Consider the following 24117-nt stretch of genomic DNA (forward strand, 5'->3'; position numbering starts at 1 on the left):
ATTGAAGGCGGAAAAACGCTTGTCATCCTGAGCGCCGCTGTGGACCTTATCACGTCCACAGCGGTTGAATCACTACATACTGTTCTTCGGCGGTAAGGTCCTTCACTGCGTTCAGGATGACGGGCGGAGATATTATTCCCCGCCATTCCGGCGTTCTTTTGCGTAGTTCACCCAAGCGTGCTCCTTTTCGGCGCGCCCCCGCCGATGTTTCGATTGCTGTTGCTACTCCTTTTTCTGCCCCTGGTTGCCTCTGCTCAAGCAGCTTTTGTGCCCGATGACCGGGCGTATTACGGACTGATTGACCGGGGCAGCGGGCGCTGCCTCGACGTGGCCAGCGCCAGCACGGCCAACGGCGCGCCCGTGGTGCAGTGGGAGTTCACCCACGCCAACAGCCAGCAATGGCGGTTTGTGCCCATCCGGGAGGGCAGCGAGTATTTCCGCATCGAGGCCCGCCACAGCACCCAGTGCCTGACCGTGGACAAGCCCGGCGAAGGCACGGCGCTGGTGCAGCGGCCGTTTCAGGGCAGCGAGCAGCAGCAGTGGCGGCTGGTGCCGGCCGGGCCGGCCGGCAGCTTTCAGCTCGAAAACCGCAGCGAAAGCCGGGTGGCGGCCCTGGCCTCGTCCGACAAGTTCAACGGTACAGCGGTGGTGGCCCAGAAGAGCAACGGGCGGGCCAGCCAGCAGTGGCACCTGTTTCGGCTGCGCCTGAATGTGCTGGAAGGCCCCTCGCCGTTTGGGCCACCGCTGCCGCTGGCCGGCAGCGTGAACACGCCCGGCAACGAGGTGCACCCCGTGCTCAGCCCCGACGGCAACACGCTGTACTTCGCCCGCACCAAATTTGCCGGCAACACCGAAGGCAACACCGACTCGGGCGATGCCTGGCTGAGCCAAAGCCCCGACAAAGGCCAGACCTGGGGCCCGCCCACCCGCCTCGATGGCGTGAACACCCCCCAGAACAACGCCGTGGAATCGACGACGGGCACGGGCGGGCAGATGCTGCTGGTGCGCGGCACCTACGGCCGCGACGGCTTCCTGGACGAGGGCCTGAGCCGGGTGGCCCAGGCGGCCGCCACCGCCCCCGGCGCCACCCCCAAAAGTGTGCGGCCCGAGGCCCTGCGCATTGCCAATTTCTATTCGGCGGTGCCCGGCACGGGCTTTTACATGTCGGCCGATGGGCAGGTGCTGCTCCTCTCGCTGGAACGCGGCGACTCCGAAGGCGGCAACGACATTTACCTGAGCCGGCCCGACGGCAGCGGCGGCTACACCGAGCCCAAAAGCCTGGGGCCGGTGCTGAATTCGCCCGGCTTCGACTTTGCGCCCTGGCTCGCGCCCGACGGCAAAACCCTTTATTTTGCCTCGTATGGCCACATGGGCTACGGCTCGGCCGATATTTTTGTGAGCCGCCGGCTCGATGAAAGCTGGAGCAAGTGGAGCGAGCCCCGCAACCTGGGCCCGGCCCTGAACGGACCCGGCTTCAACGCCTACCTCTGCCTCTCGCCCGACGGCAAGACGGCCTATTTTTCCTCCTCGGCCACGCCCAATGGCACCAAGGACATCCTGCGCACGGGCCGCGCTACGCCCCCCGATTCGCTGCCCAAGCCCGTCGTGGCCGAGGCCGGCGAAAGCGGCGGGCGGGCCTTCCTGAGCGGGCGCGTGCTCGATGCCCGCACCAAGCAGCCGGTGCCCGGCGCCGTGGTGAAGGCCAACCTGCTGAGCACGGCCACCGGGGCGCAGTTCAACGCCACCAGTCGGGCCGATAATTCGGGCAATTACCAGATGTCGCTGCTGCCCGGCAAATACTACCTCTCGGCCAACGGCGGCGGTTTTCTGACCGTGGGCGACACCCTGGTGGCCAGCGGTTCGCCCCGCCTCGACCTGCTGCTGCTGCCCGCCGCCGTGGGGGCCAAAGTCGACTTGCCCAGCATCATTTTCACCCAGGGCAAAGCCACGCTGCTGGGCACCGCCTACACCGAGCTCAACCGCCTGGCCATTGCCATGCAGGCCAGCCCCACCACCGACATCCGCCTCGAAGGCCACACCGACAACGTGGGCCCGGCCGATAAAAACCAGCAGCTGTCCGAAGACCGGGTGGCCGAAGTGAAGCGCTACCTGGTGGGCCGCGGCGTCGACGAGAAGCGCATCAGCACGGTGGGCTTTGGGGGTTCGAAGCCAAAATTCAGCAACGACCGCGAGGAGACCCGGCGCCTCAACCGCCGCGTGGAACTGGTGATTGTGAAGTAGGAACACGTCCATGACTGCCACCATTCTCACCGAAAACCAGCTGCCGGGGCTGCCCTCTGCATCGGGAGTTGAAATTATCGGCAGTGCCGCCTACGTCGTTGGCGACGACTCGCCGTACCTGTACCAGCTCGATGCGGCCACGCTGGCCGTTACCAATCGGATTGCGCTGTTTGATACTGCTGCCTTCGCCACCGGCCGGATTCCCAAGCCCGAAAAGCCCGACCTAGAGTGCATGGCCGCCCTGACCTGGCCCGATGGCCGCCCCGGCTTGCTGCTGCTCGGCTCCGGCAGCCGCCCCAACCGGGCCCGCGGCTGGTTTGTGCCCTCCGAAAGCCCTCAAACGCCCCAGCTGCTGGACCTGGCGCTGCTCTACGCCCACCTCAGCGCCCACCTGCCCGCCGGGGTAGCCCTCAACCTCGAAGCCGCCGCGACCACCGACGCGGAGCTGCTGCTGTTTCAGCGCACCGTGGGCCGGGCCGATGCGGCGGCGCTGTTCGTGCTGCCGCTGGCGCCGGTACTTCAACTGCTGGCCGGGGCCGCTGGAGCACGGGTGCCCTCGCCGCACCAGCTTGTATTCGAGCTGCCGCTAATTGACGGGTGCCCGGCCGGCTTTTCGGGCGCGTCGTTCGTAAACGGAGTCCTGTTCGTGTCGGCTTCCGTCGAAAATACCGCCGATGCCGTGCTGGATGGGGCCGTGCTCGGCTCGTTTATCGGAGTGGTGGACGTGGCGGCGCACACAGCCACCTTCGCCCGCTTGGCCTGGGCCGATGGCCGGCCGTATTACGGCAAAGTGGAAGGGTTGGCGGTGCGGCAGCAACTGGCCGATGGCCAGTTTGAGCTATTGCTCGTGACCGATGACGACGCGGGCGGGAGCACCGCCGCTACGGCTCATCTGGTGCTGTGAGTGCGTCTCTTGCCCCACTTTTGGGCTGCTTTTCGTGTGCTGCAGCGCACAGCGAAATGCCTCGTGTGCAGCCACTTGGCCCGCCGGTAAAGTCAATCGATTTTCGCCCCGCGGCCCTGGCCGAATAAGCCCCGACAGGCTAGGGCAATTGCAGGAGCCAGGCCGTCGCTTCATCTTCGGTAGCAAACAACCGGTACCGGAGGGCCGACTGCTGGTGCAAGGTGTCGGCGAGGGCGTCGGGTGGCAAGTGGGCCAGCCGCTCGCCGGACACCAGCACGGCTCCGTATAGCTCGTAGCCATCCTGGGCGCTGCGCTCCAGCCAATAGTTGGCCACCCACTGCTGCTCTTCGGCGGTAAAGGTGGTGATGTAGCGTTGGTCGGCCAGGATTTTGTGCCAGCCGTGGCGACGCAAAAGCTGGTGCGTGTGCGTAAGAAGAGCCTGAAACGTTGCGAAATCGCGGGGTCCCTCGGCGTATTGGACCAAGGCATAGCCATGGGGATGTTCCAGCACACGCCCAACAGGATTTTCAAAGTATAAACGCATAGAGGATAAGCGAAAGCACGCAGATGTATTAGAAATAATATAATTTAACTTGAAAATAATCTATTGATAAGACTGAGGACGGGGGGATATACGTATTTATGCCCGTGTCGTTTTCAGGAAGCGGCGCTTGGCGGTATGGAACGTAGATTTGTGGGCTTTTGTGGCAATTTTATTGTGCGGCCTCTACCTTTTTTATGAACCAAGCACCCCGCGCGCAGGAAACCATTTATTTTCAAAGTGTCGTGGGCAAGGTTTCTTACCATCCGGCGGGCTTTGTGCGCTTGGCCTGGGGCAGCGGGCGGGCTTCTTTTGAGGCCTTGCAGACCTATTACGAGCAGGTATTGGAGCTGCTGCGCAGCACCGGAACCCGCAAAATGCTGTCGGACCACGGCCAGCGCCAGCCGCTATCGGGCCAGGCGCAGCAGTGGCTAACGGAGCAATGGATTCCGAGGGCCATCGGCCAGGCCCAGGCCCGCTACTGCGCCATTGTGGAAGGGGCCGACCCACTGCACCGGCTATCCACCCAGTCGGTTGTGTCGGCGGCGCCGACGGGCTTGCTGTTCAAGCGGTTTTCCAACGTAGAAGATGCCGAAGCCTGGCTGCGCAGCCCGGAGCTAAGCCGGTAGCAGGGGCGGGTGGCCGGTGTATGCCAAGCGACTCAGGGAAAGGCTTTAGGACGCCCTGCGAAGCGTAATCGAAGCATCTCGCGTGCAGCAGTAAATCTGATTACTTGCGCGCTATTGGCAAGCTCGGCAGGACGGGCCAACAGCCTACTTAAGCATCCTTCGATTTGCTTTCTTCCTGCAACACCTCTTTGCGCGGCGGGTTCACGCGGCGCCCGCGGGGCGTTTCTTCATCGCCCAGCACCATGCCCCAGGGCTTGAGCGACTCGATGCGGTCGAACACAATCTTGAGAATGGCGATAACGGGCAGCGCCAAAAACATGCCCGCCACCCCGCCAATGGCATTGCCTACCAGCACGCCCACGATGGCCACCAGGGCGTTGACCTTGATTTTGGAGGCCACAATGCGCGGAATGAGGTAGTGGTTGTCAATGAATTGAATAACCATGTAGGCGGCCAGTACGGCCAGCGCGTGGCCATAGCCGGGCTTGGCCACAAAGGCCATGAGCATGGGCAGGGCAATGGCAATGAGCCCGCCGATATAAGGAATAAAATTCAGCAGCGCGCCCAGCACGCCCAGCAGCAGCGCATACGGCACCCCAATGATGAGCAGCGCCACGGTGTTGAGCGTGGCCACAATGCTGGCCTCGATGAGCAGGCCCACCATGTAGCTCTGAATGGCGGCTTTGCTCTCGCGCAGCACCTCGGTCACGCCGGCGTCCTGCCGGTGGCCGGAAAAGGCCTGAATTAAAAAATCGACTAGGCGCTTTTGGTAGAGAAACAACAGGAAAATGTAGACCGGAATCAGCGTGGCGACCACCAGCAGGCCGGACACGGCCGACAGCGTGCCGCCCAGCAGGCCCGACGCGCGGTTGCCGGCTTCGTTCAGCCAGCCCTGCAGCTTCTGGTCGCTCAGGCCGAAGCGGCTTTGCAGCCACTGGTGCACCTGCGCGGTGGTCTGGGCAAACTTGGCCTTGAACAGCGGCATCTGGCTGGATAGCTGCGCCGCTTCGAGGTAAATGAAGTACAGCAGGCCCAGCAGCGCCGTCACGCCCAGCACCACCGTAAGGGCAATGGCCAGCAGCGGCGGCACCCGGTGCCGGAGCAGCCACTGCTCCACGGGGTGCAGCATGATGGCAAAGATGGCCGCAAAAAACAGCGGGAAGATGATTTCGCTGGCAATGTGCAGCGTGAACACCGTGAGGGCCAGCCCCAGCAGCACGAGCGGTGCCTTAACGTAGAGCGGAAATTGCAGCTCGCGGGAGTGGTTGTCGGGGTCGGGCATAGAACGGGGAAGGCGATAAGCGCAGGTGTAGCGTAGGCCCGCTTACGTTCCCAGGCCCAGGGCGTTGCCGCAAGTACGGCCCACAACGGGCCTCAGCGCGTAAAATCCTCGGCTACCTGCAGGAACATGGGCGACGGCACTTCCGTGGTTTGGCCGGTGGGCGTGAGCTGGCCCGATTGCGGGTCGACGCGGAACGTGACCACGTTGTTGGAGTTTTGGTTGGCCACCAGCAGGAGCCGGCCGCTGGGGTCGAGGGTGAAGTTGCGCGGCGTCTTGCCTTGCGTATCAACGTCCTGAATGGGCACCAGCGTGCCCGTGCCCGAATCGATGGCGAACACCGCGATGCTGTTGTGGCCGCGGTTGGAAGCGTAGAGAAACAAGCCGTTGGGCGAAACGTGAAGGTCGGCGCAGGAGTTTTCGCCCGTGTAGCCCGCCGGCAGCGCCGATAGGGTCTGCATTTCCGTGAAGCGCCCCCCGGCTGCGTCGTAGGCCAGCGCCGTCACCGTCGAGCTCAGCTCGTTAATCAGGTAGGCGTGCTTGCCGTTGGGGTGGAACACGAGGTGGCGCGGGCCGGCGCCGGGCTTGGCCACGAAGGCCGGCTCGGGCTGGCGCGTGAGGCGCCCGGCGGCCGGGTCGAGGCGGTAGGCATACACGCGGTCGGTGCCCAGGTTCACAGCAAAGGCAAACCGGTTGGCCGGGTCGGGGAGGAGGCAGTGGGCGTGGGGGCCGCCCTGGTTGCGGTGCGGGCCGGAGCCCTCGTGCTGGTCGGTAACGGGCGCGCCCAGCCGGCCGTCGGCCGCCACGGGCAGCAGGCTCACGTTGCCGCCCACGTAGTTGGCCACCAGCGCTGCTTTGCCGGTGTGGTCGAGGCTGATGTAGCAGGGCGAGGCGCCGTTGGACGGCTGCTGGTTGAGGAGCTTGAGGTCGCCGGAGTGCGGGTCCACGGCAAACGCGCTGACGGCCCCGCTTTTGGCCCCCCGAAAGGACTGGGTTTCGTTCACTGCGTACAGAAAGCGGCGGCTGGCGCCCAGCGTGAGGTACGTTGGGCTGGCGCCGCCGTGCTGGGCGCTCACGCGGGTGAGGGCACCGGTGGTGGGGGAGACGCGGTAGAGAAAAATCGTGTTGTCCTGCTCGCCAGCCACGTTGGTGCCCACATACAGGAGGTACTCCTTGGCGCTAGTTGATGGACCGGCGGAGCGCACGCAGCCACTCAGCAGAACGGATAGGAGGCCGAGGCAATTGGCCGCTACCAACAGGCGCGGCAAGGCAATGGGGTGGGACATTTAAGGGAGCGGTAAGAATAGGCTGCAAAAATGCAACAATCCCCGGCATTGGCCCCGTGCCCGCGCCGCCGCATGGCACAAGTTGGCTGCCGGAGCCAGCGGAGCCGCAATGCCAGCGCGGCAAACGCCGCCCGCCCCAGCCGCCGAAAAACGGAGGGTGGCCCTGCCCACCGCGCCGCCGTGCCTTGCCGCGCCACGAAAGCCGGCCCGTGGGCGAAGGCTCACAATATGTTCATTTGATGGGTATTAATCTTGCTGCTTCGGCGGCCAGAAAGCAGCAACCGGTGCCCCCGAATAGCGCCGCCAGTTGTGAAGCCGGCTGTTTTATTTCTCTCTTACTCACTTGTTCATGCCTCACTTTACGCGCTTACCGCTTGGTTCCGTGCTGCAGGTAGTCGAAGCGGTGCAGTGGTTTCCGGGGCTTGCCATTGCCGGCGTTTCCGACGAAGCCCCCGGCCATCCGGGCGGCGGATGGCTCCTGGCCATGCCGCCCCACGCTTTCCTGACCAGCGGCCGGAGCCGAATCACGCTTTTTGCCGGCGATTGGGTCGTCACCGAAAATTCGGGCCGGCAGCACGTTTGCCAGGACGTTCTTTTCCGCCAGCAGTACCAATTGCTGGAAACCAAGCCGGCCGGTGCGCCGCAAAGCGTCGCGCACTAGCGCGGCGGCTCCGATGGTTGGCCAGGGCTTCCTTGCCGCGGTTTCGCACTCGGTGCACCGTCTTTAACGCCGTACACCGAGTGCGAAACCGCTCTAACCAGGGCGATGCGGCACGTGGACGCCGCTGATGAGCCGATGAGCTGCTGACGAATGACTTTACGAAGAAGGACATTGGCAGGACTTGTGGCAGCATCTTCTGCCGCGTGTTCGATGCAGCCACAGCGGGCCGCTGCTGACGCTCCGGCCGCTCCGCTTATTCCGTGAAACAGCTTCGCCGGTTGATGAAAGCCAAGAACCGTTGCGGGAGAAGCACCCTCATCCCATTGGCACCGGAAGGCGCAGGCGCACGTAGGCACCGGAGTGGGGCATTTTGCCCACCTCGATGGTGCCGCCGAGCAGCGTCACCCGGTCACGGATGTGGCGCAGGCCCATGCTGGCGCCCGCGGGCAGCATGTCGGCGGCGAAGCCCGGCCCGTTGTCTTCCACGCGCAGCAGCACAAACCCCGGCACATTTTCCAGCTCCAGGCTGGCGTGGGTGGCTCCGGTCGCGTGCTTGACGACGTTCTGCAGCAGTTCCTGGGCAATGCGGTAGAGGGCCAGCTGGAGCGAACCCGTCAGCGACGGCAACTCTTCATCGAGATGCACCTGGCATTTCACGCGCAGCACCACGCCGCTCATTTTTTGGCACAAGTCCTTGACGGCCGCCGGCAAGCCAAACTCCTCCAGCACCATCGGCACCAGCTCGTGCGAAATGGTGCGTACCTGGCGGATGGCATCGGCCAGCAACTCATCGGTTTCTTGCCGCAGGGCGTCGACCCTTGCATTCGGAGTGGGCAGCAAAACCCGCGACTGTTCCAGGCGTAGCTTGACGGCGAAGAGAAGTTGGCCAATGCCGTTGTGCAAGTTCTCGGCAATGCGCTTCCGCTCGGCCTCCTCGGCTTCCTGCACGGCAACAAATACGGCCTGCTGCTGCTCAAGCAACGCCTGCTCGGCCCGTCGGCGCGGCGTCGTGTTGATGGCCGTGCCCAGCCACTCGGTAATCTCGCCCTCGGCGTTGCGCACGGGCACGGCCCGCGAATGCACCCAGCCCACCGAGCCATCGGCTTGGAAGACCTGGTGTTCGTGGTCAAACATGCTTTGGGACTGAATGGCCTGGGCAATCCAGTCGAGCACCTGAGGCTGCTGCGGAGCCGGAATGTAGCTCGTCAGCCACGTTTCGGTGGGGGCAAAGGTGTCGGTGAGAAAGGTTTTGCCAACCAAGCGGTACATGTAGCGCCAGTCGGCGCTCATTTTGTACACAATGTCAAAGCTGGCGGCCAAAAACAGGCGAAATTCTTCTTCGGAGTGAAGCAGGGCGGGTACGGCGGGTTCAGCGAACGGGTCTTTTTCCATTGGAGGAGAAGTGCAAGAACGGCAATAGTTACCATGCTCCAAAGCTCATCCACAAACTGAACGGTGGCGAATCCTTGACTCCTTACTACGAAAAGTTCTGTAAGCTCAATGCTCAACTTCAGAAAAAAGCATCTCCGCCGCCGCAAAATAATCCCCGGACCAACGCCGGGGCTTAGGCGAAGCCTTGGTAATCAACTGCTTCAACTGGCGGTTGCCAAACGAACACAGGTCCAGTAATTCAACCAGGCAGGTGCGACGGCGTGAACTGCGCACCCGTGATTTCTTCGTGCGTTATCCCGCCGTGTCAACGGCGATGCCCGCCATCTCTTGGGTCAATTGCTACAGCCGCTTGGCCGCGGATTCATCCAATGCATACGGCTTCACCCCGGCCGGCATTACCTGCCCAAGCGCCAAGCCGGCAATATCCGCGCCCTCACAATGCACCCCGCCGATGGTAGCTAATAACGGATTCGTCGCGCACCAAATCGTAGTAGCGGTGCCTTGCGGAATGGTTTTGAGCGAGGCAATAACTTCGGGCACCACATTGCGAGGTGGCGTAAAAACTTCGGTAAGTCTGGGTAAACCCATTGATGATGAACGCAAAAAAGCCCCCAAGAAACCGCGTCAATTGCTTGATTCACGGCTTTTTGAGGGCTTAACTGCGCCCTCACGTCGTGAGGGGTCGTACCCGGAGCCGGAGTCGAACCGGCACACCTTGCGGTATTGGTGTTTGAGACCAACGCGTCTACCGGTTCCGCCATCCGGGCAGGATGAACTTCATTCAGAACAATTCCGCTCTGCCGGTATCAGGAGCGGGCTGCAAAGGTAGCTAGCTGTTGCTGGATGCGCAACAGATACCGCTTTTTTAGGTAGTAGGTACGGATTTGTTGGAGCGCGGCCGGGCGGTGGTCGGCGGGGAGCTGCTCATAGCCAGCGAGAACGGGCTCGATGCCGGCATCGAGAGTATCGGCGAGGGCCTGAACTTCGGCGGCCACTTTGGTGATGCCAGCGGGGTCGGCATCCATTTCCAGGTCCATCAACTGCTCGTTCAACTCCATCATGTCCATTAGGAAATCGGGCGGGAGCTGTTCCTTTTTGCCTTCTTCGAGCAGGCCATTTTCGCGCAGGATATAGGCCATGCGTTTATCTGGGTCAGAGAGGGTGCGGTAGGCATCGGTGTTGAGGGTGGCCTGGCGCAGCATCTCGGCCTGGTTTTCGGGCGAGGAGGTGGCGTGGAAATCGGGGTGCGTTTCGCGGCTCTTGGCGTAGTAGAGGCGTTTGAGGGCGGCTTCGTCGGGCCGGAAGGAATGGGGCAGGTCGTAGAAAGCGAAATAATCAGAGGGGTCGGGCATGGGAAATACGGGCAGATGTTGGGAATAAGTGTACGGATACAACACCGGATTCACCGAAAAGGCTACGGGCGGGGCGGCGAAAAGACGCTTGGTGGCCGGCCACACCTCACCAAAAAGGGTCGACTTGCGGTAGGCATTCAGGGCTGCCGCATCGTCCCAGTGGCTATGGGTGCAGTAAGTGGCCGGGTGGTCGGCATCTTGCCACAACTCGAGGTGCCGGCAGCCGGGCTGTTGCCGGATACGCGGCGCGCTTTCGTGAAAAAGCACCAAAAAGGCCGACACGTACCGCGGTTCAAAGGTCATGCGGACAATGCGAACAAGCATGAGTGGGGCAGGAAATAACAATTCAGGAACAAATGTCAACAGAAAATAAAACCTCTCCCGACAATTTAAGCGTAAGAGTGTTGAAACGTAGTCCACATTTTTTCACATTTTTCACATTTTTCATGAAATTCCTTTCCCCCCAGCCGGTTACTGCCGCGTGGATGATGGTGACTGCCCTGGCGGGCGGCCTGTTGCTGAGCAGTTGCAATAGCCAGCCCACCGCTACCGAATCCGACAAAACGGCCACTGTGGTATCGGAAGAAACCAATGCGGCTTCCGACAGTGCCGCCGTCACGGCCAAGGCCGACAGCACCGGCGCTACCGCTGGCGCGGTAAAACCCACCGGCGCGAAACCCGCCTGGGGCCCCAACATCAAGCCCGAAATGCAGGCCGTCATCGAGCAGTTGATGAGCTTTAAGAACAAGCCTTTCCCCGAGCTCACCGCTGCCCAGGCCCGTAAGCAGCCCAGCGCTGCCGATGCGGCCATGAAGCAGATGCGCGTGAGCAACATTCCGGCGCCGCCCCTGAACTGCGACACCGCCACCAAAACCATTGCTCCCGGCGTGAAAGCCCGCATTTACACGCCCAAAAGCGGGACGGCGCCGTTCCCGGTTATTGTGTATTACCACGGCGGCGGCTGGGTCATTGCCACCAACGACACCTACGCTGCTTCGGCCCAGGCGCTGTGCGAGCAGGTGGGGGCCATGGTGGTGTCGGTAGAGTACCGCAAAGGCCCGGAGCATAAATTCCCCGCCGCTCACGACGACGCTTTTGCGGCCTATCAGGCAGTACTGAAAAACGCTGCCAGCATGAAAGGCGACCCCAATAAAGTGGCCGTAGTAGGCGAAAGCGCCGGCGGCAACCTGGCCTGCAACGTGAGCATCATGGCCCGCGACAAGAAAGTGGCCCTGCCCAAGTACCAGGTGCTGGTGTACCCCATTGCCGGCTCCGATACCAACACGCCGTCTTACCAGGCCAACACCCAAACCGCGCCCCTCAACAAGGGCGGCATGGAATGGTTCTTCAAGAATTACCTGCGCACGCCTGCCGATGCGAAAGACCCGCGCATCAACCTGGTAGCTGCCAACCTGAAAGGCTTGGAGCCCACCACCATTATTGCGGCCGATTACGACCCGCTCACAAGCGAAGGCAAGACTTTATCGGACAAGCTCTCGGCTGCGGGCGTGAAAGTCAACTATAAAAAGTATGACGGCACGACGCACGAATTCTTCGGCATGGCAGCCGTAGTGCCCGAAGCTAAAGACGCCCAGGGAGTAGCCGTAAGCGACCTAAAAAGCGCGCTGAAGTAACTCGTCACTCTGAGCTTTCCAGAACACCCCAGCACGTCATGCTGAGCGGAGTCGAAGCATCTCTACCGCAGCAGTAATTTATTTACTATTGCACGCGAGATGCTTCGACTACGCTCAGCATGACGTTTTTAATTTATAGCAAGAATTCTCCGGCACTCGCTTACTCCACCACGAAGCGCACGTCCACCTGCGAGTCGAAATGCAGGCCCAGCAGCTCCGAGGCGTTGCCCTGGCAAATGCCCAGGCAGAGGCAGTCTTGGCTGTTGAAGACGGTGACGGCCTCGCCGGGAGGCGCGGCCGAGAAGTGTGGGTGCAACTCGCGCACCACTTCGCGCCCAAAGTGCACGGTGAAGGGCCGGCCGTGGCCCACGGCTTCCACGGCCGTGCGCGAAATGTTGGTGACCAGGTTGCCGTAGTGGTCCACGTGGGCCACGTGCCCGGTGATGCGGTGGTCCTGCAAGCGCAGTTGGCGGTTATTGAGCCGGTGAAATTCCGTTACGACCGGGCCGAGGCTTTCCAGCGCCTCGCCCAGAGCCAGAGCCACGGCGGCGGGCAGCAGCACATCGCGCGTGGGGGAAGAGGTGACGGCCGCCGGCAGGGCCACCAGTTGCTCGGGCGCGCCGTTGCAGAGCAGGGAGAGAATGCCGTTGTCGCCGGCCACAAAGTAGTGGCCCTTAAAGCGGGCTGCCTGCCAGCCCGGCTCGGGGCCCGCGCCGTGGTCGTCGACGCCGATGACGTGAACCGTGCCGGCCGGAAAATCCCGAAATACGGCTTGGAGAACGTGAACGGCGTGCGCGATGTTGAAGGGTTCGACGCCGTGGCTGATGTCGACCACCGGAACCGCCGGGGCCAGTTGGAGCAACCGCGCTTTTAGCGCCGCCACGTAATGGTCGCGGTAGCCAAAATCGGTCAGCAACGTAATCAAGCCCATGCCCTGCGTTCGGTAGTTTTTCGTAGTATTGTCAGTCCGCTCGAACCGGGGCAAAAGTAGCCGGTTTACCCGGAAAGGCCCCTTTCTTTTTTGCCAGCCCGCTGGCTTCCATACCTCCTCTCCCCGCTCTTGGTCGAAAAAGTCATCACCCTCGAAAACATGTCCCTGGTCGATTTCCTCGGCCCCGACAACCAGAATATCCGGCAGTTAGCTGCTGCTTTTCCGGGTTCCAAAATCATCAGCCGCGGCAACGAAATCAAGATTCAGGGCCAGCCGGCAGTCATTTCCCGCATCAACGATTTATTGTCGTCGCTCATCGAGCACTACCACCAATACGGCCAGATTACCGACAAAACCGTCAACCAATACCTCTCCGCCACCAGTGAAGAGGCCGAAGGACGGGTGCTAGCCGCCTCGCCCGACGTCATTCTGTTCGGGGCCAAGGGCGGCGTCATCAAAGCCAAAACACCCAACCAGCAAAAGCTGGTCGACACCGTGATGGCCCACGACCTCACCTTTACCCTGGGCCCCGCCGGTACCGGCAAAACCTACATTTCGGTGGCGCTGGCCGTGCGCGCGCTTAAAAACAAGGAGGTGAAGAAAATCATCATTTCGCGCCCCGTGGTGGAGGCCGGCGAAAGCCTGGGCTTCCTGCCCGGCGACATGAAGGAGAAAGTCGACCCCTACCTGCGCCCGATTTACGACGCGCTGGAAGACATGATTCCGGCCGAAAAGCTGAAGTTTTACCAGGAAAATAAAATCATTGAAATAGCCCCGCTGGCCTACATGCGCGGCCGGACGTTGAACAATGCCTTCGTGCTGCTCGACGAGGCCCAAAACACCACGCCCTCGCAGCTTAAGATGTTCCTGACGCGCATGGGCCCCACCGCCAAGGTGATGGTGAACGGTGACCGCAGCCAGATTGACCTGCCCACCCGCCAGAAATCGGGTCTGATGCAGGCGCTTGACATTCTGAAAGATGTGCCCGGCATCGGCTACGTCGAGATGAACGCCGAGGACGTGGTGCGCCACCGCTTGGTGAAAGAAATTGTGAAGGCCTACGACAAATTCGACAACGAAGAGCAGGTGCGCCAGGCCCAGGCCAACGGCGCCACCCGCCGCGACGAGCGCCACGAACGCCGCCTGCGCGAGCAAGGTCTGCTCGACGGCGCCGCTCCGGAAGCCGAAACGGCGCTGCCCGTGAACCACGAGCAGGCGCTGTAACGCTTCGCTGCAAGTATCAGAACGTCATGCTGAGCCTGTCGAAGCATCTCTACTGGCAAAAGTAAATAAATTACTTGCGCAGTAGAGATGCTTCGGCTGCGCTCAGCATGACGTTCTTTTTATAATTTGGACTTTGGACGTCCTGTCTTTTAGCCCCAACCACCTATGCCCGCTACCGCCTTCCGCATCACCGACCTGCGCGACCTTGACGCCGCTTTCACCATCCGCGAAAAAGTGTTTGTAGAAGGCCAGGGTGTGCCCGCCAACCTCGAAAACGACATTCATGACCGCACCGATGCCCGCCACTATCTGGCCCGCACGGCCGATGGCACGCCTGCCGGCGCGGCTCGCTGGCGCGAAACCGAAAACGGCGTGAAGCTGGAGCGCTTTGCGGTGCTGGAAGAATTTCGCAACCAGGAGATTGGAGCCACGCTGCTTCACGCCGTGCTGGCCGACGTGCAGGCCGAATTGCCCGATGCCGAGGTGTACCTGAATGCGCAGATTGGCGCCGTGCGCTTCTACGAGCGGCACGGATTTCGGAAAGAAGGGGAAATGTTTGAGGAAGCTGGCATTCAGCACTATAAAATGGTGCTGGGGTAGTAGCGCGAACTTTGTGGTTCGCGTCTCGAAACAACAACGATTTGGTGCGGGGACGCGAACTACAAAGCTCGCGCTACAGCAGCGCCGGGCGCTGGGTGATTTCGTGATAGCAGATGTGGGCCTGGCTGAAGTAGTGGAACACCATACTTTTGCGCGTCAACGCTTTATCCGTGTGGGGCTCCCCGCCGTGCATCAGGTTGGCGTGCCACACGAAGACGTCGCCTTTGCGGGCCAGGAAAATCTGTTTCGGGATGCCGGCTTCGGCAATTTTCTGGTTGATGTACGCCTCGTATTCAGTGTATTCCTTGTCGCCGATGAGCCAGTCGTTGCCTTCGTTCTGATAGTCAGCATTTAGGTAATACGGCAGCTTGTGGCTGCCGGGGTAGTAGTGCAGCGGGCCATTGTCGGGCGTGATGTCTTCCAGCGCCACCCAGGCTGCGGCCATACCGCCCAGCGGGAAGGTACTCATATGAATGCTGTCGGAATGGGTACGCTGCTCGCTGCCAGTCAGGAAGTTAATGCTTTGAAATAGCTTGGTTTCGTGGCCCAGCAACGCCGCTACCAGTTCCCGCAAGGCACCTTCGCCGGCCGCCCGGATGCGGGCCGACTTGCGAAAGGCGAACATGAACTTGTTGCGGTAGCGCAGGCTGATTTGTTGGGTTGCAATGAGGCTGGCCAGGTCCTGGTTGATGCCTTCGGCCTGTTCATCACTGAAAAAACCGGGCAGGATGGCGAAGCCGTTGTCTTCGAAGGCAAGCAAATTGGCCTGACTGGCTGCCGGAAGCTGTTGGAAAGCGGAAAGGGCCTTCAGGCGTTCAGCCAGAGGCGGCACCGTGGGCAGGCCGGCATTGGCGGGCAGGTGGGCAAAGTCGCGGCTGCTGATGGGGGAGAAGTATTGCTTCTTCAGTCCCAGCCTGGCGTAAATAGGCAAGTTGTGGGCCAGGCGCTTGGGTTGAAAAATATTGTAAGCAGCGTAGCTGAGCTTGAGGCGGCGCAGGTAAGAAAACATGGGTGGCAAGGGCTTTCGATGCCCCAAGATACTGCTTCAGTTAACGGTTTGAACCGGGAGCGGCGGCGGTTTGAGGGCAAACGGGTACATTGCCAGTTCAATATGCTGGCTGTCTCTACCAACTTCTTATGCTTACCTGGGCCACTTTTCCCTTTGTGCGCTACACGCCCGCTCTCATTATCGGGATAGTGGCCTACCTCTACCTTGGCGGTGCCTGGCCGGAGTTGTGGCCCGCTACGGTAGCCCTGGCCGTGCTGGCGGCCGGCCTCATCGGCTGGAGCGTGCGCCGGCCCTCCCCGGCGGCTACCGATGCGGCCGGGGTGCTGGCACTGCTGGCCATTGTTGCGCTGGGGGCCACGCTCACCCAGCGCGCCACCGATAGCCGCCGGGCCGACCACCTCTACCGCTTCGGCGATAAAGTGGAATGCTACCAGGCCGTGGTGGACGAGGCCACCGTGGTGCGCGCCGCCACCTACGCTACCACCTTGCGGGTGCAGGCCGTGCGCGTGGCCGGCCGCTGGCGCCGGGCCACGGGCGGCGTGCGCGTGTCTTTGCCGCGCGTGGCCGGCATTGCGCAGCCGCAGTACGGCGAAGTCTGGCTCATTCGCGGCCACCCCGACCCCAGCAAGCCCCCGCTCAACCCCGGCGAGTTCGACTACGCTCGCTATCTGGAGTACCGGCAGGTGTACCACCAGCAATACATCCACCCCGACCAGTACCGCAGGCTGCGAAATGAGCCGCCGAATATTCTGATTTATTGGAGTATGCGGGCCGCGGCGGTGCTCGATGGTGTTTTCCGGCAGTACATCCACGCCAAGCGGGAGTATGCCATTGCTTCGGCGCTGGTGCTTGGTATCAAGGATGATGTGGATTCGGAAACCAAGCAGGCGTACAGCAGCACGGGCACCTCGCACATCATGGCCGTGAGCGGCTTGCAGGTGGGGCTGCTGTTTTATGCCCTGTCGTGGCTGCTGCAGAAGCTGTTTGGCCGTATGCCGGGGTTCCGCATCTGGTCGGCGCTGCTGGGGCTGGGCGTGATTTGGAGCTACGCGTTTCTCACCGGGCTGTCGGCATCGGTGCTGCGGGCGGCGGTGATGTTCACGTTTTTTATCATTGGCAAAGCCTGGGGGCGGCAAAGCTCCATCTTCAACACGCTGGGCGTCGCTGCCTTTTTTCTGCTGCTTTGGAATCCTTTTCTGGTGGCCGACGTAGGCTTTCAGCTTTCGTTTCTGGCGGTACTGAGCATCGTCTATATTCAGCCGCGCATTGCCCGTTGGCTCGACGTAGAAGGCTATTTCTACGCCCGGCAGCGGCCCTGGCAGCCTAAAGTGGTTCAGTGGCTGTGGAAGAAAATTGGCTGGCTGCTGGATAAAATATGGCAGGCCGTAGCGCTGTCGCTGGCTGCGCAGGTGGCCACGTTTGGGCTGGGGCTGTATTATTTCCATCAGTTCCCGTTCAGCTTTTTGTTCTCCAACTTAGTGGCGGTGCCCATTTCGAGCGGTGCCGTGTATGTGGGGCTAGGGTTGCTGGCGATAAAAGGACTGGTGTTTCTACCCAGCATCTGGCTTCCGAAGGCCGCCCCCTTGTTGGACTGGGGACCGAAAGCAGTAGCATGGGTATTCGAGTGGATGGTCTGGATGTTCAACCAATACATCGCATTTATTAGCCGCCATTTCGCTGGTTGGGTGGTGCGCGAAGTCCACGTTTCGGCCCTGCAAACTGTGCTCATTTTTGGGCTCATTGGCACTTTCTTAGCCTGGCTCAACACCCGCCGAATCGGGTGGCTGCGCGGCATGGCGCTGCTGCTGCTGGGTTACGCGGGCAGCCGGGTGGCCGAAGCCCGCGCCGTGGCACCCACCCAGGAATTTATCGTGTACAGTATTCCACGCCGTTCGGCGGTGGGGTTCTGGCAGGGCGCTTCGGCCGAGTTTGTCACGCCCGATTCGGTGCCGCTCAACGAAACCGAGCGCACCTACCGACTGCTGCCGGGCATCATTCAGCGGGCGGCCCGCCGCACCGCCTACCGCGTGGGCTGGCGGGGCTGCACGGTGCCCGTGCAGCGCCTCGCCGACCCCGATAGCGCCAACGGAAACGCATTTTTTCGGCCCGGCCCGGTGGTGCTGGCATCTTGGCGCGGGTTGCGCATTGGGTTTGTTTCAAACCGAATTTCTTCAGCCACCCGCCCTGTCACGGTCGATGTGCTGGTGCTGCGGCGCAATGCCCGAGTCAAGCCCGAAACAGTGGCGGCGGTGTTTGGCCCGCAGGCCAACATTGTATTCGACTCTTCCTGCAAAATCTGGTACGTGGCCCGCCTCGATTCCAGCTTTCGGGCCCACGGCTTTCGTACCTGGGACGTGACGGCGCAAGGCGCTTTCCGGTGCCCACCGCCGGAGCCGCTGCCCGAATAGCAATGATTATGAGGCCCAAGCAACCGTAGGCCCCACCCGCGCCGAGTTGTCCCATACCACGCTTTCGGCGTCGTAGCGAACAGGTTGGTCAGGTAAACAAGTCCGCCTGCATATTTTTTGCGTTAATTGCCCTACCTGATGCCACCATTCAACCCCGGGTGGTATCCTTGTTGTTAACCATCCGTCCGCGCCAACCCCGCTCCTATGGAAAACCTGCTCACGCCCGAACTCGAAGCCCTTCGTTACATCCGTTACGAAGCCCAGGACCGCATCGGCTACATCACCCTCAACCGGCCCGACAAGCGCAACGCCCTGAATGCCGACGTAGTAACCGAGTTGAAACAAGCCTTCGAGTTTGCTGAAAACGATGAAACTGTGAAGGTAATCGTGCTGCGCGCCGCTGGCGAAGTGTTCTGCGCCGGTGCCGATTTGGCCTATATCCAAGAGCTGCAAGGTTTCGGCTACACCGACAACCTGGAGGACAGCACGCACCTGATGCAGCTCTTTCACCAGATTTACACCCTCAAAAAAGTGGTGATTGGGCAGGTGCAGGGCCACGCCCTTGCCGGTGGCTGTGGCCTCGCTGCCATCTGCGACATCACTTTTGCCGTGCCCGAGGCCAGATTTGGTTACACCGAAGTAAAAATCGGCTTTCTGCCGGCCATTGTGAGCGTGTTTCTGCTGCGCAAAATAGGGGAGGCCCGCACCAAGCAGCTGCTGCTCAGCGGCGACCCGGTGTCGGCCCAAACGGCGCAGGAAATAGGCCTCATCACCTTCCTGGCCTCCAAGGAAGAACTGGCCAACAATGTGCGCACCTACGCCCAGCGCCTGTGCCGCGAAAACTCGGGCCAGAGCATGGAGGTAACCAAAGAGATGCTGGCCCGTCTGCCCGAGCTCGACCTGGAAGAAGGCCTGCGCTACGCCGCCCAGCGCAACGCCGAAGCCCGCGGCTCGGAAGATTGCCGCAAAGGCATTGCCGCTTTCCTGAGCAAGGAGCGGATTGGGTGGTAGAAAATTAATGGTGAGCAGAAAAAATACGTTAACCGCTAAAAAGGCTGTTTTTTACAAACAACCTTTTCCTGTTCTGGTTACCCCTGCATGAGCGTCCTCGCCGCCATTAGCATTACCCTCGCCACCTTCGGTTTTATGGAGTTTTGGGCGTGGTTCATGCACAAATTTGTGCAGCATGGGCCCTTGTGGTTTTTGCACCGTTCGCACCACGTTCGGCAGCCCCATCCGATGGAGCGCAACGACCTGTTTTTTCTGGTTTACGGCGCAATTTCGGCGGCTTTGTTCGTCACCGGCGATAATGGCGGGCGCTGGTGGTTTTGGGTGGGCGTGGGCATTGCCTGCTACGGCACGGTCTATTTCTTTGTGCACGACGTGCTGATTCATGGCCGTTTGCGCTTCTGGAAAAAGTCGCAGAATCCCTATCTACGTGCGCTTAACATGGCCCACAAAACCCACCACAAAACTACCGGACGCGACGGCTCGGCCGAATTTGGTCTGCTCTGGGTGTCGCCGAAGTATTTGGAATTAGCGCGCAAACAATTAAAAATTAAAAAAGAGAAAATTAAAAGTGAATCCAGAGCAGCGGAATATTAGCACAGCTTTCGCGCGTCAATTTTTAATTCTCAAATCGTGATTTTTAATTAACTAAAATGGGCCATTATTCCATCAGCGACCTAGAGCAGCTTTCGGGCATCAAGGCGCACACCATTCGGATGTGGGAGCAGCGTTATGGCCTGTTGCGCCCGGTGCGTACCGCCACCAACATTCGGACGTATTGCGACGACGACCTGCGCCGGCTGCTCAATGTGAGTACGCTGTGCGGCCGGGGCAAGCGCATTTCGCAGGTGGCCTGCCTGTCGGATGAGGAGATAAAACAGGCCGTGCTAGCCTGCTGCGACGATGCCCACGACTACCATCGCCAGGTAAATGCCCTACTGGCCGCCATGCTCAGCCTGGATGAGTTGCGCCTCAACCAATTGTTTAGCGAAGCCACTAAGCGCCTGGGTTTCGAGAAAATGATGCTGTTCGTGGCCTATCCGCTTTTGCAGCGCATAGGCTTGATGTGGCTGGCGGGCACCGTGAACCCCGCCCAGGAGCATTTGCTGGCGCATTTGCTCCGGCAGAAAATCTTGGCCGCTACCGATGCCCTGCCCAGCGTGCCCACCACGGCGCGCCGCTGGGTGCTGTTTCTGCCGGCCGAAGAGCTGCACGAGCTGGCGCTGCTCTTTATGAACTACGCCTTGCGGGCCCGCGGCCAGCATACCCTCTACCTGGGCCAGAATCTGCCCACGGCCGAACTGGGCGCCGTGTGCGCCACCTACCAGCCCGATGCGCTGGTGACGGTGCTGACCTCGCAGCCGGAGCGCGGCCGGGTGGCGGAATTTGCGCGCGAAGTTTCGGCCCAATGCCCCGGCAAACCGGTGGTGCTTTACGGGGCGCTGGCCCGGCAGGAGGGACTGGTGTTGCCCGAAAACTGCATTTCGCCGGTGCTGATGACCGATTTCCTGGCCCTGATTGCCGAGCAGGTGCCCGAAATCGTGGCCGCTTAGGTTTCAATCCAATTCTGGCCTGTGCTCGTAGTTGAAGGGTGCTGACTTCACAAAACGATAACAATTCAGCGGGAAATTCAGTGGGCTAAACCTCTAATAGGGCGTACCTTGCCGCGCCTGCGCGAAAGAGTTCGGCATGCCGAACAAAATACTTTGCGCGAGAGCTGGCCTGATTCGCGGCCGGCGCGTATATTTGTTTAACAATCGGCCACGAAAAGCTAAACAGCATGACTTCGCTAGAATTTACCTCGCAAGTGCAGAAGATTTCGCTCACCCTCCGGCCCGCCGCCATGAATTTGACGCGAGACGCTGATGATGCCAAGGATTTGGTGCAGGAAACCCTCCTCAAGGCCCTGCTCAATAAAGACAAATTTAAAGCCGGTACCAACCTGAAGGCGTGGTTGTATACCATTATGCGCAACACCTTCATCAACAACTACAACAAGATTACCAAGCGCAGCTCCAACATCGATTCGACGGAGTATTTCCAGTATTTCAACACCGACCAGAACTACATCACCCACAACGGCGCGACGTCGGATTTTGTGGTGCGCGACATCAACGAAGCCATTGCCAGCCTCGGCAGCGACTATCGCACGCCGTTTATGATGTACTACATCGGCTACAAGTACATGGAGATTGCCGAAAAGCTGCAAATCCCCATCGGCACCGTCAAAAACCGCATCCACATTGCCCGCAAGGAGCTGAAATCCGCGCTGCAGGTATATGCGCCGGTCGGAGCTTCGGCGGCCGAAACCATTGAAGACTAGCTGCCTGGTGCTGGTTTTTGGCCGCCGGCCTTGTTGCTGCAACTCGCGGCGCGGGGCCGGCGGCTTGTTTTGTGCGAACATTCGTACTCATCAGCCGTCATGCAAAGCGCAACGATGCATGAGGTTTTAGTGTAACCAACTCCCTTTGCAAACCAACACCTCCAAACACGCTATTGTCATTGGCGCCGGCTTCGCGGGCCTGGCGGCGGCCACCACGCTGGCGCAGGCTGGCTGGCGCGTCATAGTGCTGGAAAAAAACGAGGGTCCCGGTGGCCGGGCCCGCGTATTTCGCGCCCAGGGCTTCACCTTCGACATGGGGCCGAGCTGGTACTGGATGCCCGACGTGTTCGAAAAATACTTTGCCCGCTTTGGTAAGAAAGTAGCCGATTATTACGAGTTGGAGCGGTTGGACCCGTCGTATCAGGTGATTTTTCGGGGGCCCGAGGCGGTGGACATTCCGGCCAAGATGAGCGAGCTGCGCGCCCTGTTCGAGCGCTATGAGCCCGGCAGCGCCGCTCGCCTCGACGAGTTTCTGAAGCAGGCGGCCTATAAATACGAAGTTGGCATCAATCGATTGGTGTATGCGCCCAGCCGCTCGGTTTTCGAGTTTGCTGACCCCAAACTGCTGGTCGACATGGTGCGCATGGACGTGCTGCAAAGCATGCACAAGCACGTGCGCCGGTTCTTCAAGGACCCGCGGCTACTGGAGCTGGTGGAGTTTCCCATTCTCTTCCTCGGCGCTACTTCGGAGAACACGCCGGCCCTCTATTCCCTGATGAACTACGCCGACCTGGCGCTGGGTACCTGGTACCCCAAAGGCGGCATGCACAAGATTGTGGAAGGCATGGTGCGGCTGGCGCAGGAGCTGGGCGTTGAAATTCGATACAACCAGGAGGTGACGGAAATTGTGGTGGAAAACGGCCGTAGCACCGGGGTGCGCACGACGAGCGGTTTTTTCCCGGCCGCGGCCGTGGTGGCCGGCGCCGACTACCACCACATCGAGCAAGAGGTGCTTCAGCCCGAATACCGCCACTACGACGCCAAATACTGGGAATCGCGCGTGATGGCGCCGTCGAGCCTGCTTTTTTACCTCGGCGTCAACCGCAAGCTCGACAAACTGCGTCACCATAACCTGTTTTTTGACGAAGACCTGAATCAGCACGCCCGCGAGATTTACGAGCAGCCGCAGTGGCCCACCAAGCCGCTCTTTTACGCCTCAGTGCCCAGCAAAACCGACCCCACGGTGGCGCCCGTAGGTCAGGAAAACTTGTTCCTGCTCATCCCTGTGGCTCCTAACCTGACCGATGACCCCGATACCCGCGAACGGTACTACGACCAGCTGATGGACCGCCTGGAAAAGCATTGCGGCCACCCGATTCGCGACGCCGTGGTGTTCAAGCGCAGCTACGCCCACCGCGACTTCATTGCGGACTACCACAGCTTCAAAGGCAATGCCTACGGACTGGCTAACACCCTAAAGCAGACCGCCATTCTGAAGCCTACCTTGAAAAGCAAAAAGGTCAGTAATTTGTATTTCACCGGCCAGCTTACCGTGCCCGGACCCGGCGTGCCACCTTCGCTCATTTCGGGGCAGGTAGTGGCAGGCGAAGTGCTTAAGGAAATTAAGAATGAAGCATGAGGAATGAAGAATTATCCCCGTGACAATTCTTCATTCCTCATGCTTCATTTCTCATTCAACCATGGACCACGTTAAACTCTTCACCGATACCAGTCTGGCGTGTAGCAAGCTCATCACGGGGCGCTACAGCACCTCGTTCACGCTGGGCATTCGCACACTCGATGAGCGGCTGCACTTGCCGGTGTACGCTGTGTATGGTTTTGTGCGGTGGGCCGATGAAATTGTGGATACTTTTCATGACCACGACAAGGCCGCGCTGCTGGCTGACTTTCGCCGGCAAACCTACGAGGCCCTCGATACGGGCCTGAGCTTCAATCCGGTGCTGCATTCTTTCCAGGACGTGGTGCGGCGCTACGGCATCGACCGGGAGTTTATTGAGGCGTTTCTGCACAGCATGGCGCTCGATTTGGAAGACCAGAGTTACCACCCCGATTTGTACGAGGAATACATCTACGGCTCGGCCGAAGTGGTGGGACTCATGTGCCTGCGCATCTTTTGCGACGGCGACAAGGCTTTGTTTGAACGGCTGCGCGAGCCGGCCCGGCGCCTAGGCTCGGCGTTTCAGAAGGTGAATTTTTTGCGCGACATCCGCTCCGATTACGAAGACCGGGGCCGCGTGTATTTTCCCGGCGTGGTCTATGCACGGTTTAATGATGCGACCAAAACCGAAATTGAGGCCGACATCAAAGCCGATTTTGAGGCGGCGTACGTGGGGATTCAGCAGTTGCCCCGCTCGGCTAAGCTGGGCGTTTATTTAGCTTACGTGTACTACCTCAAGCTCTTTTATAAAATCAAGAAGCTGCCGGCTGCCCGCATTCTGGGCGAGCGGGTGCGGGTGCCGGACAACACCAAATTCCTGCTGCTGCTGGGGTCTTATTTCCGCTACCGACTGTCGCGCATCTAGCGCAAAAGCAGGTGGTGCAAGCGCCCGCTAGTGGCCCGGTGCCGTCGGTCCGGGTTGGTGGTCATGGCCGCTGCCGCTCAACCACGGGGGCCGCTCTACGTAGGCCCTTCTGAAAAGCGTTGCGGCGAATTATAGGCTTCGCGCTTGTGTTA

General features: G+C 60.6%; 22 protein-coding genes and 1 tRNA gene. 14 read left to right on the forward strand and 9 right to left on the reverse strand.

From position 1 onward, the window contains the following. Positions 1-219: 219 nt before the first annotated feature. Positions 220-2241 carry an RICIN domain-containing protein gene (locus JKL48_RS03860; RefSeq protein WP_201978681.1) on the forward strand — a complete coding sequence of 674 codons (2022 nt, stop codon included), beginning with the start codon at positions 220-222 and terminating at the stop codon, positions 2239-2241. Between the two features lie 10 nt (positions 2242-2251). Next, positions 2252-3145 carry a DUF6929 family protein gene (locus JKL48_RS03865; protein WP_201978684.1) on the forward strand — a complete coding sequence of 298 codons (894 nt, stop codon included), beginning with the start codon at positions 2252-2254 and terminating at the stop codon, positions 3143-3145. A 139-nt stretch (positions 3146-3284) separates the two neighbouring features. Here JKL48_RS03865 and JKL48_RS03870 read toward each other — a convergent pair whose 3' ends face one another. Further along, on the reverse strand, positions 3285-3689 hold the full coding sequence (locus JKL48_RS03870) for a hypothetical protein (protein WP_201978687.1): 405 nt from the start codon (positions 3687-3689) through the stop codon (positions 3285-3287). Between the two features lie 194 nt (positions 3690-3883). On the opposite strand from JKL48_RS03870, the gene JKL48_RS03875 reads away from it, so the two are divergent. Continuing rightward, a complete protein-coding gene (locus JKL48_RS03875; RefSeq protein WP_201978690.1) occupies positions 3884-4315 on the forward strand; it encodes a hypothetical protein in 432 nt (143 codons plus the stop codon). A gap of 148 nt (positions 4316-4463) precedes the next feature. Here the strand turns inward: JKL48_RS03875 and JKL48_RS03880 are convergent, their stop codons facing one another. Then, positions 4464-5597 (reverse strand): AI-2E family transporter, encoded by a 1134-nt coding sequence (locus JKL48_RS03880; RefSeq protein ID WP_201978693.1) that lies wholly within the window; start codon positions 5595-5597, stop codon positions 4464-4466. 92 nt (positions 5598-5689) lie between these two features. After that, positions 5690-6880 carry a lactonase family protein gene (locus JKL48_RS03885; RefSeq protein WP_201978696.1) on the reverse strand — a complete coding sequence of 397 codons (1191 nt, stop codon included), beginning with the start codon at positions 6878-6880 and terminating at the stop codon, positions 5690-5692. A 349-nt stretch (positions 6881-7229) separates the two neighbouring features. Between JKL48_RS03885 and JKL48_RS03890 the strand changes: the two genes are divergently transcribed. Then, complete coding sequence (locus tag JKL48_RS03890; protein ID WP_201978698.1) at positions 7230-7541, forward strand: hypothetical protein; 312 nt, start codon at positions 7230-7232, stop codon at positions 7539-7541. 315 nt (positions 7542-7856) lie between these two features. Here JKL48_RS03890 and JKL48_RS03895 read toward each other — a convergent pair whose 3' ends face one another. The 4 genes from JKL48_RS03895 to JKL48_RS23510 form a co-directional block, all read right to left on the reverse strand. Continuing rightward, positions 7857-8933 carry a PAS domain-containing sensor histidine kinase gene (locus JKL48_RS03895; RefSeq protein ID WP_201978707.1) on the reverse strand — a complete coding sequence of 359 codons (1077 nt, stop codon included), beginning with the start codon at positions 8931-8933 and terminating at the stop codon, positions 7857-7859. A 339-nt stretch (positions 8934-9272) separates the two neighbouring features. After that, positions 9273-9476, reverse strand: coding sequence for a hypothetical protein (locus JKL48_RS03900; RefSeq protein ID WP_201978711.1), 204 nt, complete (start codon positions 9474-9476; stop codon positions 9273-9275). A gap of 142 nt (positions 9477-9618) precedes the next feature. Beyond that, positions 9619-9700: transfer RNA gene (locus tag JKL48_RS03905), tRNA-Leu, on the reverse strand. A 39-nt stretch (positions 9701-9739) separates the two neighbouring features. Continuing rightward, the gene (locus tag JKL48_RS23510; RefSeq protein WP_317191893.1) at positions 9740-10609 is read right to left on the reverse strand and encodes an antibiotic biosynthesis monooxygenase; all 870 of its coding nucleotides are present in this window, start codon (positions 10607-10609) and stop codon (positions 9740-9742) included. 122 nt (positions 10610-10731) lie between these two features. On the opposite strand from JKL48_RS23510, the gene JKL48_RS03920 reads away from it, so the two are divergent. Further along, positions 10732-11919 (forward strand): alpha/beta hydrolase, encoded by a 1188-nt coding sequence (locus JKL48_RS03920; RefSeq protein ID WP_236668599.1) that lies wholly within the window; start codon positions 10732-10734, stop codon positions 11917-11919. Positions 11920-12079: 160 nt separating this feature from the next. Here JKL48_RS03920 and JKL48_RS03925 read toward each other — a convergent pair whose 3' ends face one another. After that, positions 12080-12850 (reverse strand): SAM hydrolase/SAM-dependent halogenase family protein, encoded by a 771-nt coding sequence (locus JKL48_RS03925; RefSeq protein WP_201978714.1) that lies wholly within the window; start codon positions 12848-12850, stop codon positions 12080-12082. 129 nt (positions 12851-12979) lie between these two features. On the opposite strand from JKL48_RS03925, the gene JKL48_RS03930 reads away from it, so the two are divergent. Together JKL48_RS03930 and JKL48_RS03935 are read left to right on the forward strand one after the other, a co-directional pair. Next, complete coding sequence (locus JKL48_RS03930; RefSeq protein WP_201978717.1) at positions 12980-14074, forward strand: PhoH family protein; 1095 nt, start codon at positions 12980-12982, stop codon at positions 14072-14074. Between the two features lie 165 nt (positions 14075-14239). After that, positions 14240-14674 carry a GNAT family N-acetyltransferase gene (locus JKL48_RS03935; RefSeq protein WP_201978720.1) on the forward strand — a complete coding sequence of 145 codons (435 nt, stop codon included), beginning with the start codon at positions 14240-14242 and terminating at the stop codon, positions 14672-14674. A 73-nt stretch (positions 14675-14747) separates the two neighbouring features. Here JKL48_RS03935 and JKL48_RS03940 read toward each other — a convergent pair whose 3' ends face one another. After that, complete coding sequence (locus JKL48_RS03940) at positions 14748-15683, reverse strand: phytanoyl-CoA dioxygenase family protein (RefSeq protein ID WP_201978728.1); 936 nt, start codon at positions 15681-15683, stop codon at positions 14748-14750. 128 nt (positions 15684-15811) lie between these two features. On the opposite strand from JKL48_RS03940, the gene JKL48_RS03945 reads away from it, so the two are divergent. The 7 genes from JKL48_RS03945 to JKL48_RS03975 all read left to right on the forward strand — a co-directional run bounded on the left by JKL48_RS03945 (position 15812) and on the right by JKL48_RS03975 (position 23965). After that, a complete protein-coding gene (locus JKL48_RS03945; RefSeq protein WP_201978731.1) occupies positions 15812-18091 on the forward strand; it encodes a ComEC/Rec2 family competence protein in 2280 nt (759 codons plus the stop codon). Positions 18092-18295: 204 nt separating this feature from the next. Continuing rightward, positions 18296-19102 carry an enoyl-CoA hydratase/isomerase family protein gene (locus JKL48_RS03950; protein WP_201978734.1) on the forward strand — a complete coding sequence of 269 codons (807 nt, stop codon included), beginning with the start codon at positions 18296-18298 and terminating at the stop codon, positions 19100-19102. Between the two features lie 228 nt (positions 19103-19330). Continuing rightward, positions 19331-19696 carry a sterol desaturase family protein gene (locus tag JKL48_RS03955; protein ID WP_394368845.1) on the forward strand — a complete coding sequence of 122 codons (366 nt, stop codon included), beginning with the start codon at positions 19331-19333 and terminating at the stop codon, positions 19694-19696. 56 nt (positions 19697-19752) lie between these two features. Further along, on the forward strand, positions 19753-20652 hold the full coding sequence (locus tag JKL48_RS03960; RefSeq protein WP_201978748.1) for a MerR family transcriptional regulator: 900 nt from the start codon (positions 19753-19755) through the stop codon (positions 20650-20652). A 227-nt stretch (positions 20653-20879) separates the two neighbouring features. Beyond that, on the forward strand, positions 20880-21422 hold the full coding sequence (locus tag JKL48_RS03965; protein WP_201978751.1) for a sigma-70 family RNA polymerase sigma factor: 543 nt from the start codon (positions 20880-20882) through the stop codon (positions 21420-21422). Positions 21423-21567: 145 nt separating this feature from the next. Further along, positions 21568-23061, forward strand: a complete 1494-nt coding sequence (locus JKL48_RS03970; protein ID WP_236668600.1) for a phytoene desaturase family protein — start codon at positions 21568-21570, stop codon at positions 23059-23061. 61 nt (positions 23062-23122) lie between these two features. Then, entirely contained in the window at positions 23123-23965 is an 843-nt protein-coding gene (locus JKL48_RS03975; RefSeq protein WP_201978754.1) for a phytoene/squalene synthase family protein, read from the forward strand. Positions 23966-24117: the final 152 nt, after the last annotated feature.

Source organism: Hymenobacter rubidus (genome assembly GCF_016734815.1).
Lineage (GTDB): Bacteria > Bacteroidota > Bacteroidia > Cytophagales > Hymenobacteraceae > Hymenobacter > Hymenobacter rubidus.

Excerpts from the sequence above, each read along its gene's own strand:
- JKL48_RS03870 (WP_201978687.1), bottom strand. The coding sequence starts at position 3,689 with ATGCGTTTATACTTTGAAAATCCTGTTGGGCGTGTGCTGGAACATCCC.
- JKL48_RS23510 (WP_317191893.1), bottom strand. The coding sequence starts at position 10,609 with ATGCTTGTTCGCATTGTCCGCATGACCTTTGAACCGCGGTACGTGTCG.
- JKL48_RS03885 (WP_201978696.1), bottom strand. The coding sequence starts at position 6,880 with ATGTCCCACCCCATTGCCTTGCCGCGCCTGTTGGTAGCGGCCAATTGC.
- JKL48_RS03955 (WP_394368845.1), top strand. The coding sequence starts at position 19,331 with ATGGAGCGCAACGACCTGTTTTTTCTGGTTTACGGCGCAATTTCGGCG.
- JKL48_RS03875 (WP_201978690.1), top strand. The coding sequence starts at position 3,884 with ATGAACCAAGCACCCCGCGCGCAGGAAACCATTTATTTTCAAAGTGTC.
- JKL48_RS03890 (WP_201978698.1), top strand. The coding sequence starts at position 7,230 with ATGCCTCACTTTACGCGCTTACCGCTTGGTTCCGTGCTGCAGGTAGTC.
- JKL48_RS03895 (WP_201978707.1), bottom strand. The coding sequence starts at position 8,933 with ATGGAAAAAGACCCGTTCGCTGAACCCGCCGTACCCGCCCTGCTTCAC.
- JKL48_RS03950 (WP_201978734.1), top strand. The coding sequence starts at position 18,296 with ATGGAAAACCTGCTCACGCCCGAACTCGAAGCCCTTCGTTACATCCGT.
- JKL48_RS03965 (WP_201978751.1), top strand. The coding sequence starts at position 20,880 with ATGACTTCGCTAGAATTTACCTCGCAAGTGCAGAAGATTTCGCTCACC.
- JKL48_RS03945 (WP_201978731.1), top strand. The coding sequence starts at position 15,812 with ATGCTTACCTGGGCCACTTTTCCCTTTGTGCGCTACACGCCCGCTCTC.
- JKL48_RS03925 (WP_201978714.1), bottom strand. The coding sequence starts at position 12,850 with ATGGGCTTGATTACGTTGCTGACCGATTTTGGCTACCGCGACCATTAC.
- JKL48_RS03920 (WP_236668599.1), top strand. The coding sequence starts at position 10,732 with ATGAAATTCCTTTCCCCCCAGCCGGTTACTGCCGCGTGGATGATGGTG.
- JKL48_RS03960 (WP_201978748.1), top strand. The coding sequence starts at position 19,753 with ATGGGCCATTATTCCATCAGCGACCTAGAGCAGCTTTCGGGCATCAAG.
- JKL48_RS03935 (WP_201978720.1), top strand. The coding sequence starts at position 14,240 with ATGCCCGCTACCGCCTTCCGCATCACCGACCTGCGCGACCTTGACGCC.
- JKL48_RS03880 (WP_201978693.1), bottom strand. The coding sequence starts at position 5,597 with ATGCCCGACCCCGACAACCACTCCCGCGAGCTGCAATTTCCGCTCTAC.
- JKL48_RS03975 (WP_201978754.1), top strand. The coding sequence starts at position 23,123 with ATGGACCACGTTAAACTCTTCACCGATACCAGTCTGGCGTGTAGCAAG.
- JKL48_RS03865 (WP_201978684.1), top strand. The coding sequence starts at position 2,252 with ATGACTGCCACCATTCTCACCGAAAACCAGCTGCCGGGGCTGCCCTCT.
- JKL48_RS03940 (WP_201978728.1), bottom strand. The coding sequence starts at position 15,683 with ATGTTTTCTTACCTGCGCCGCCTCAAGCTCAGCTACGCTGCTTACAAT.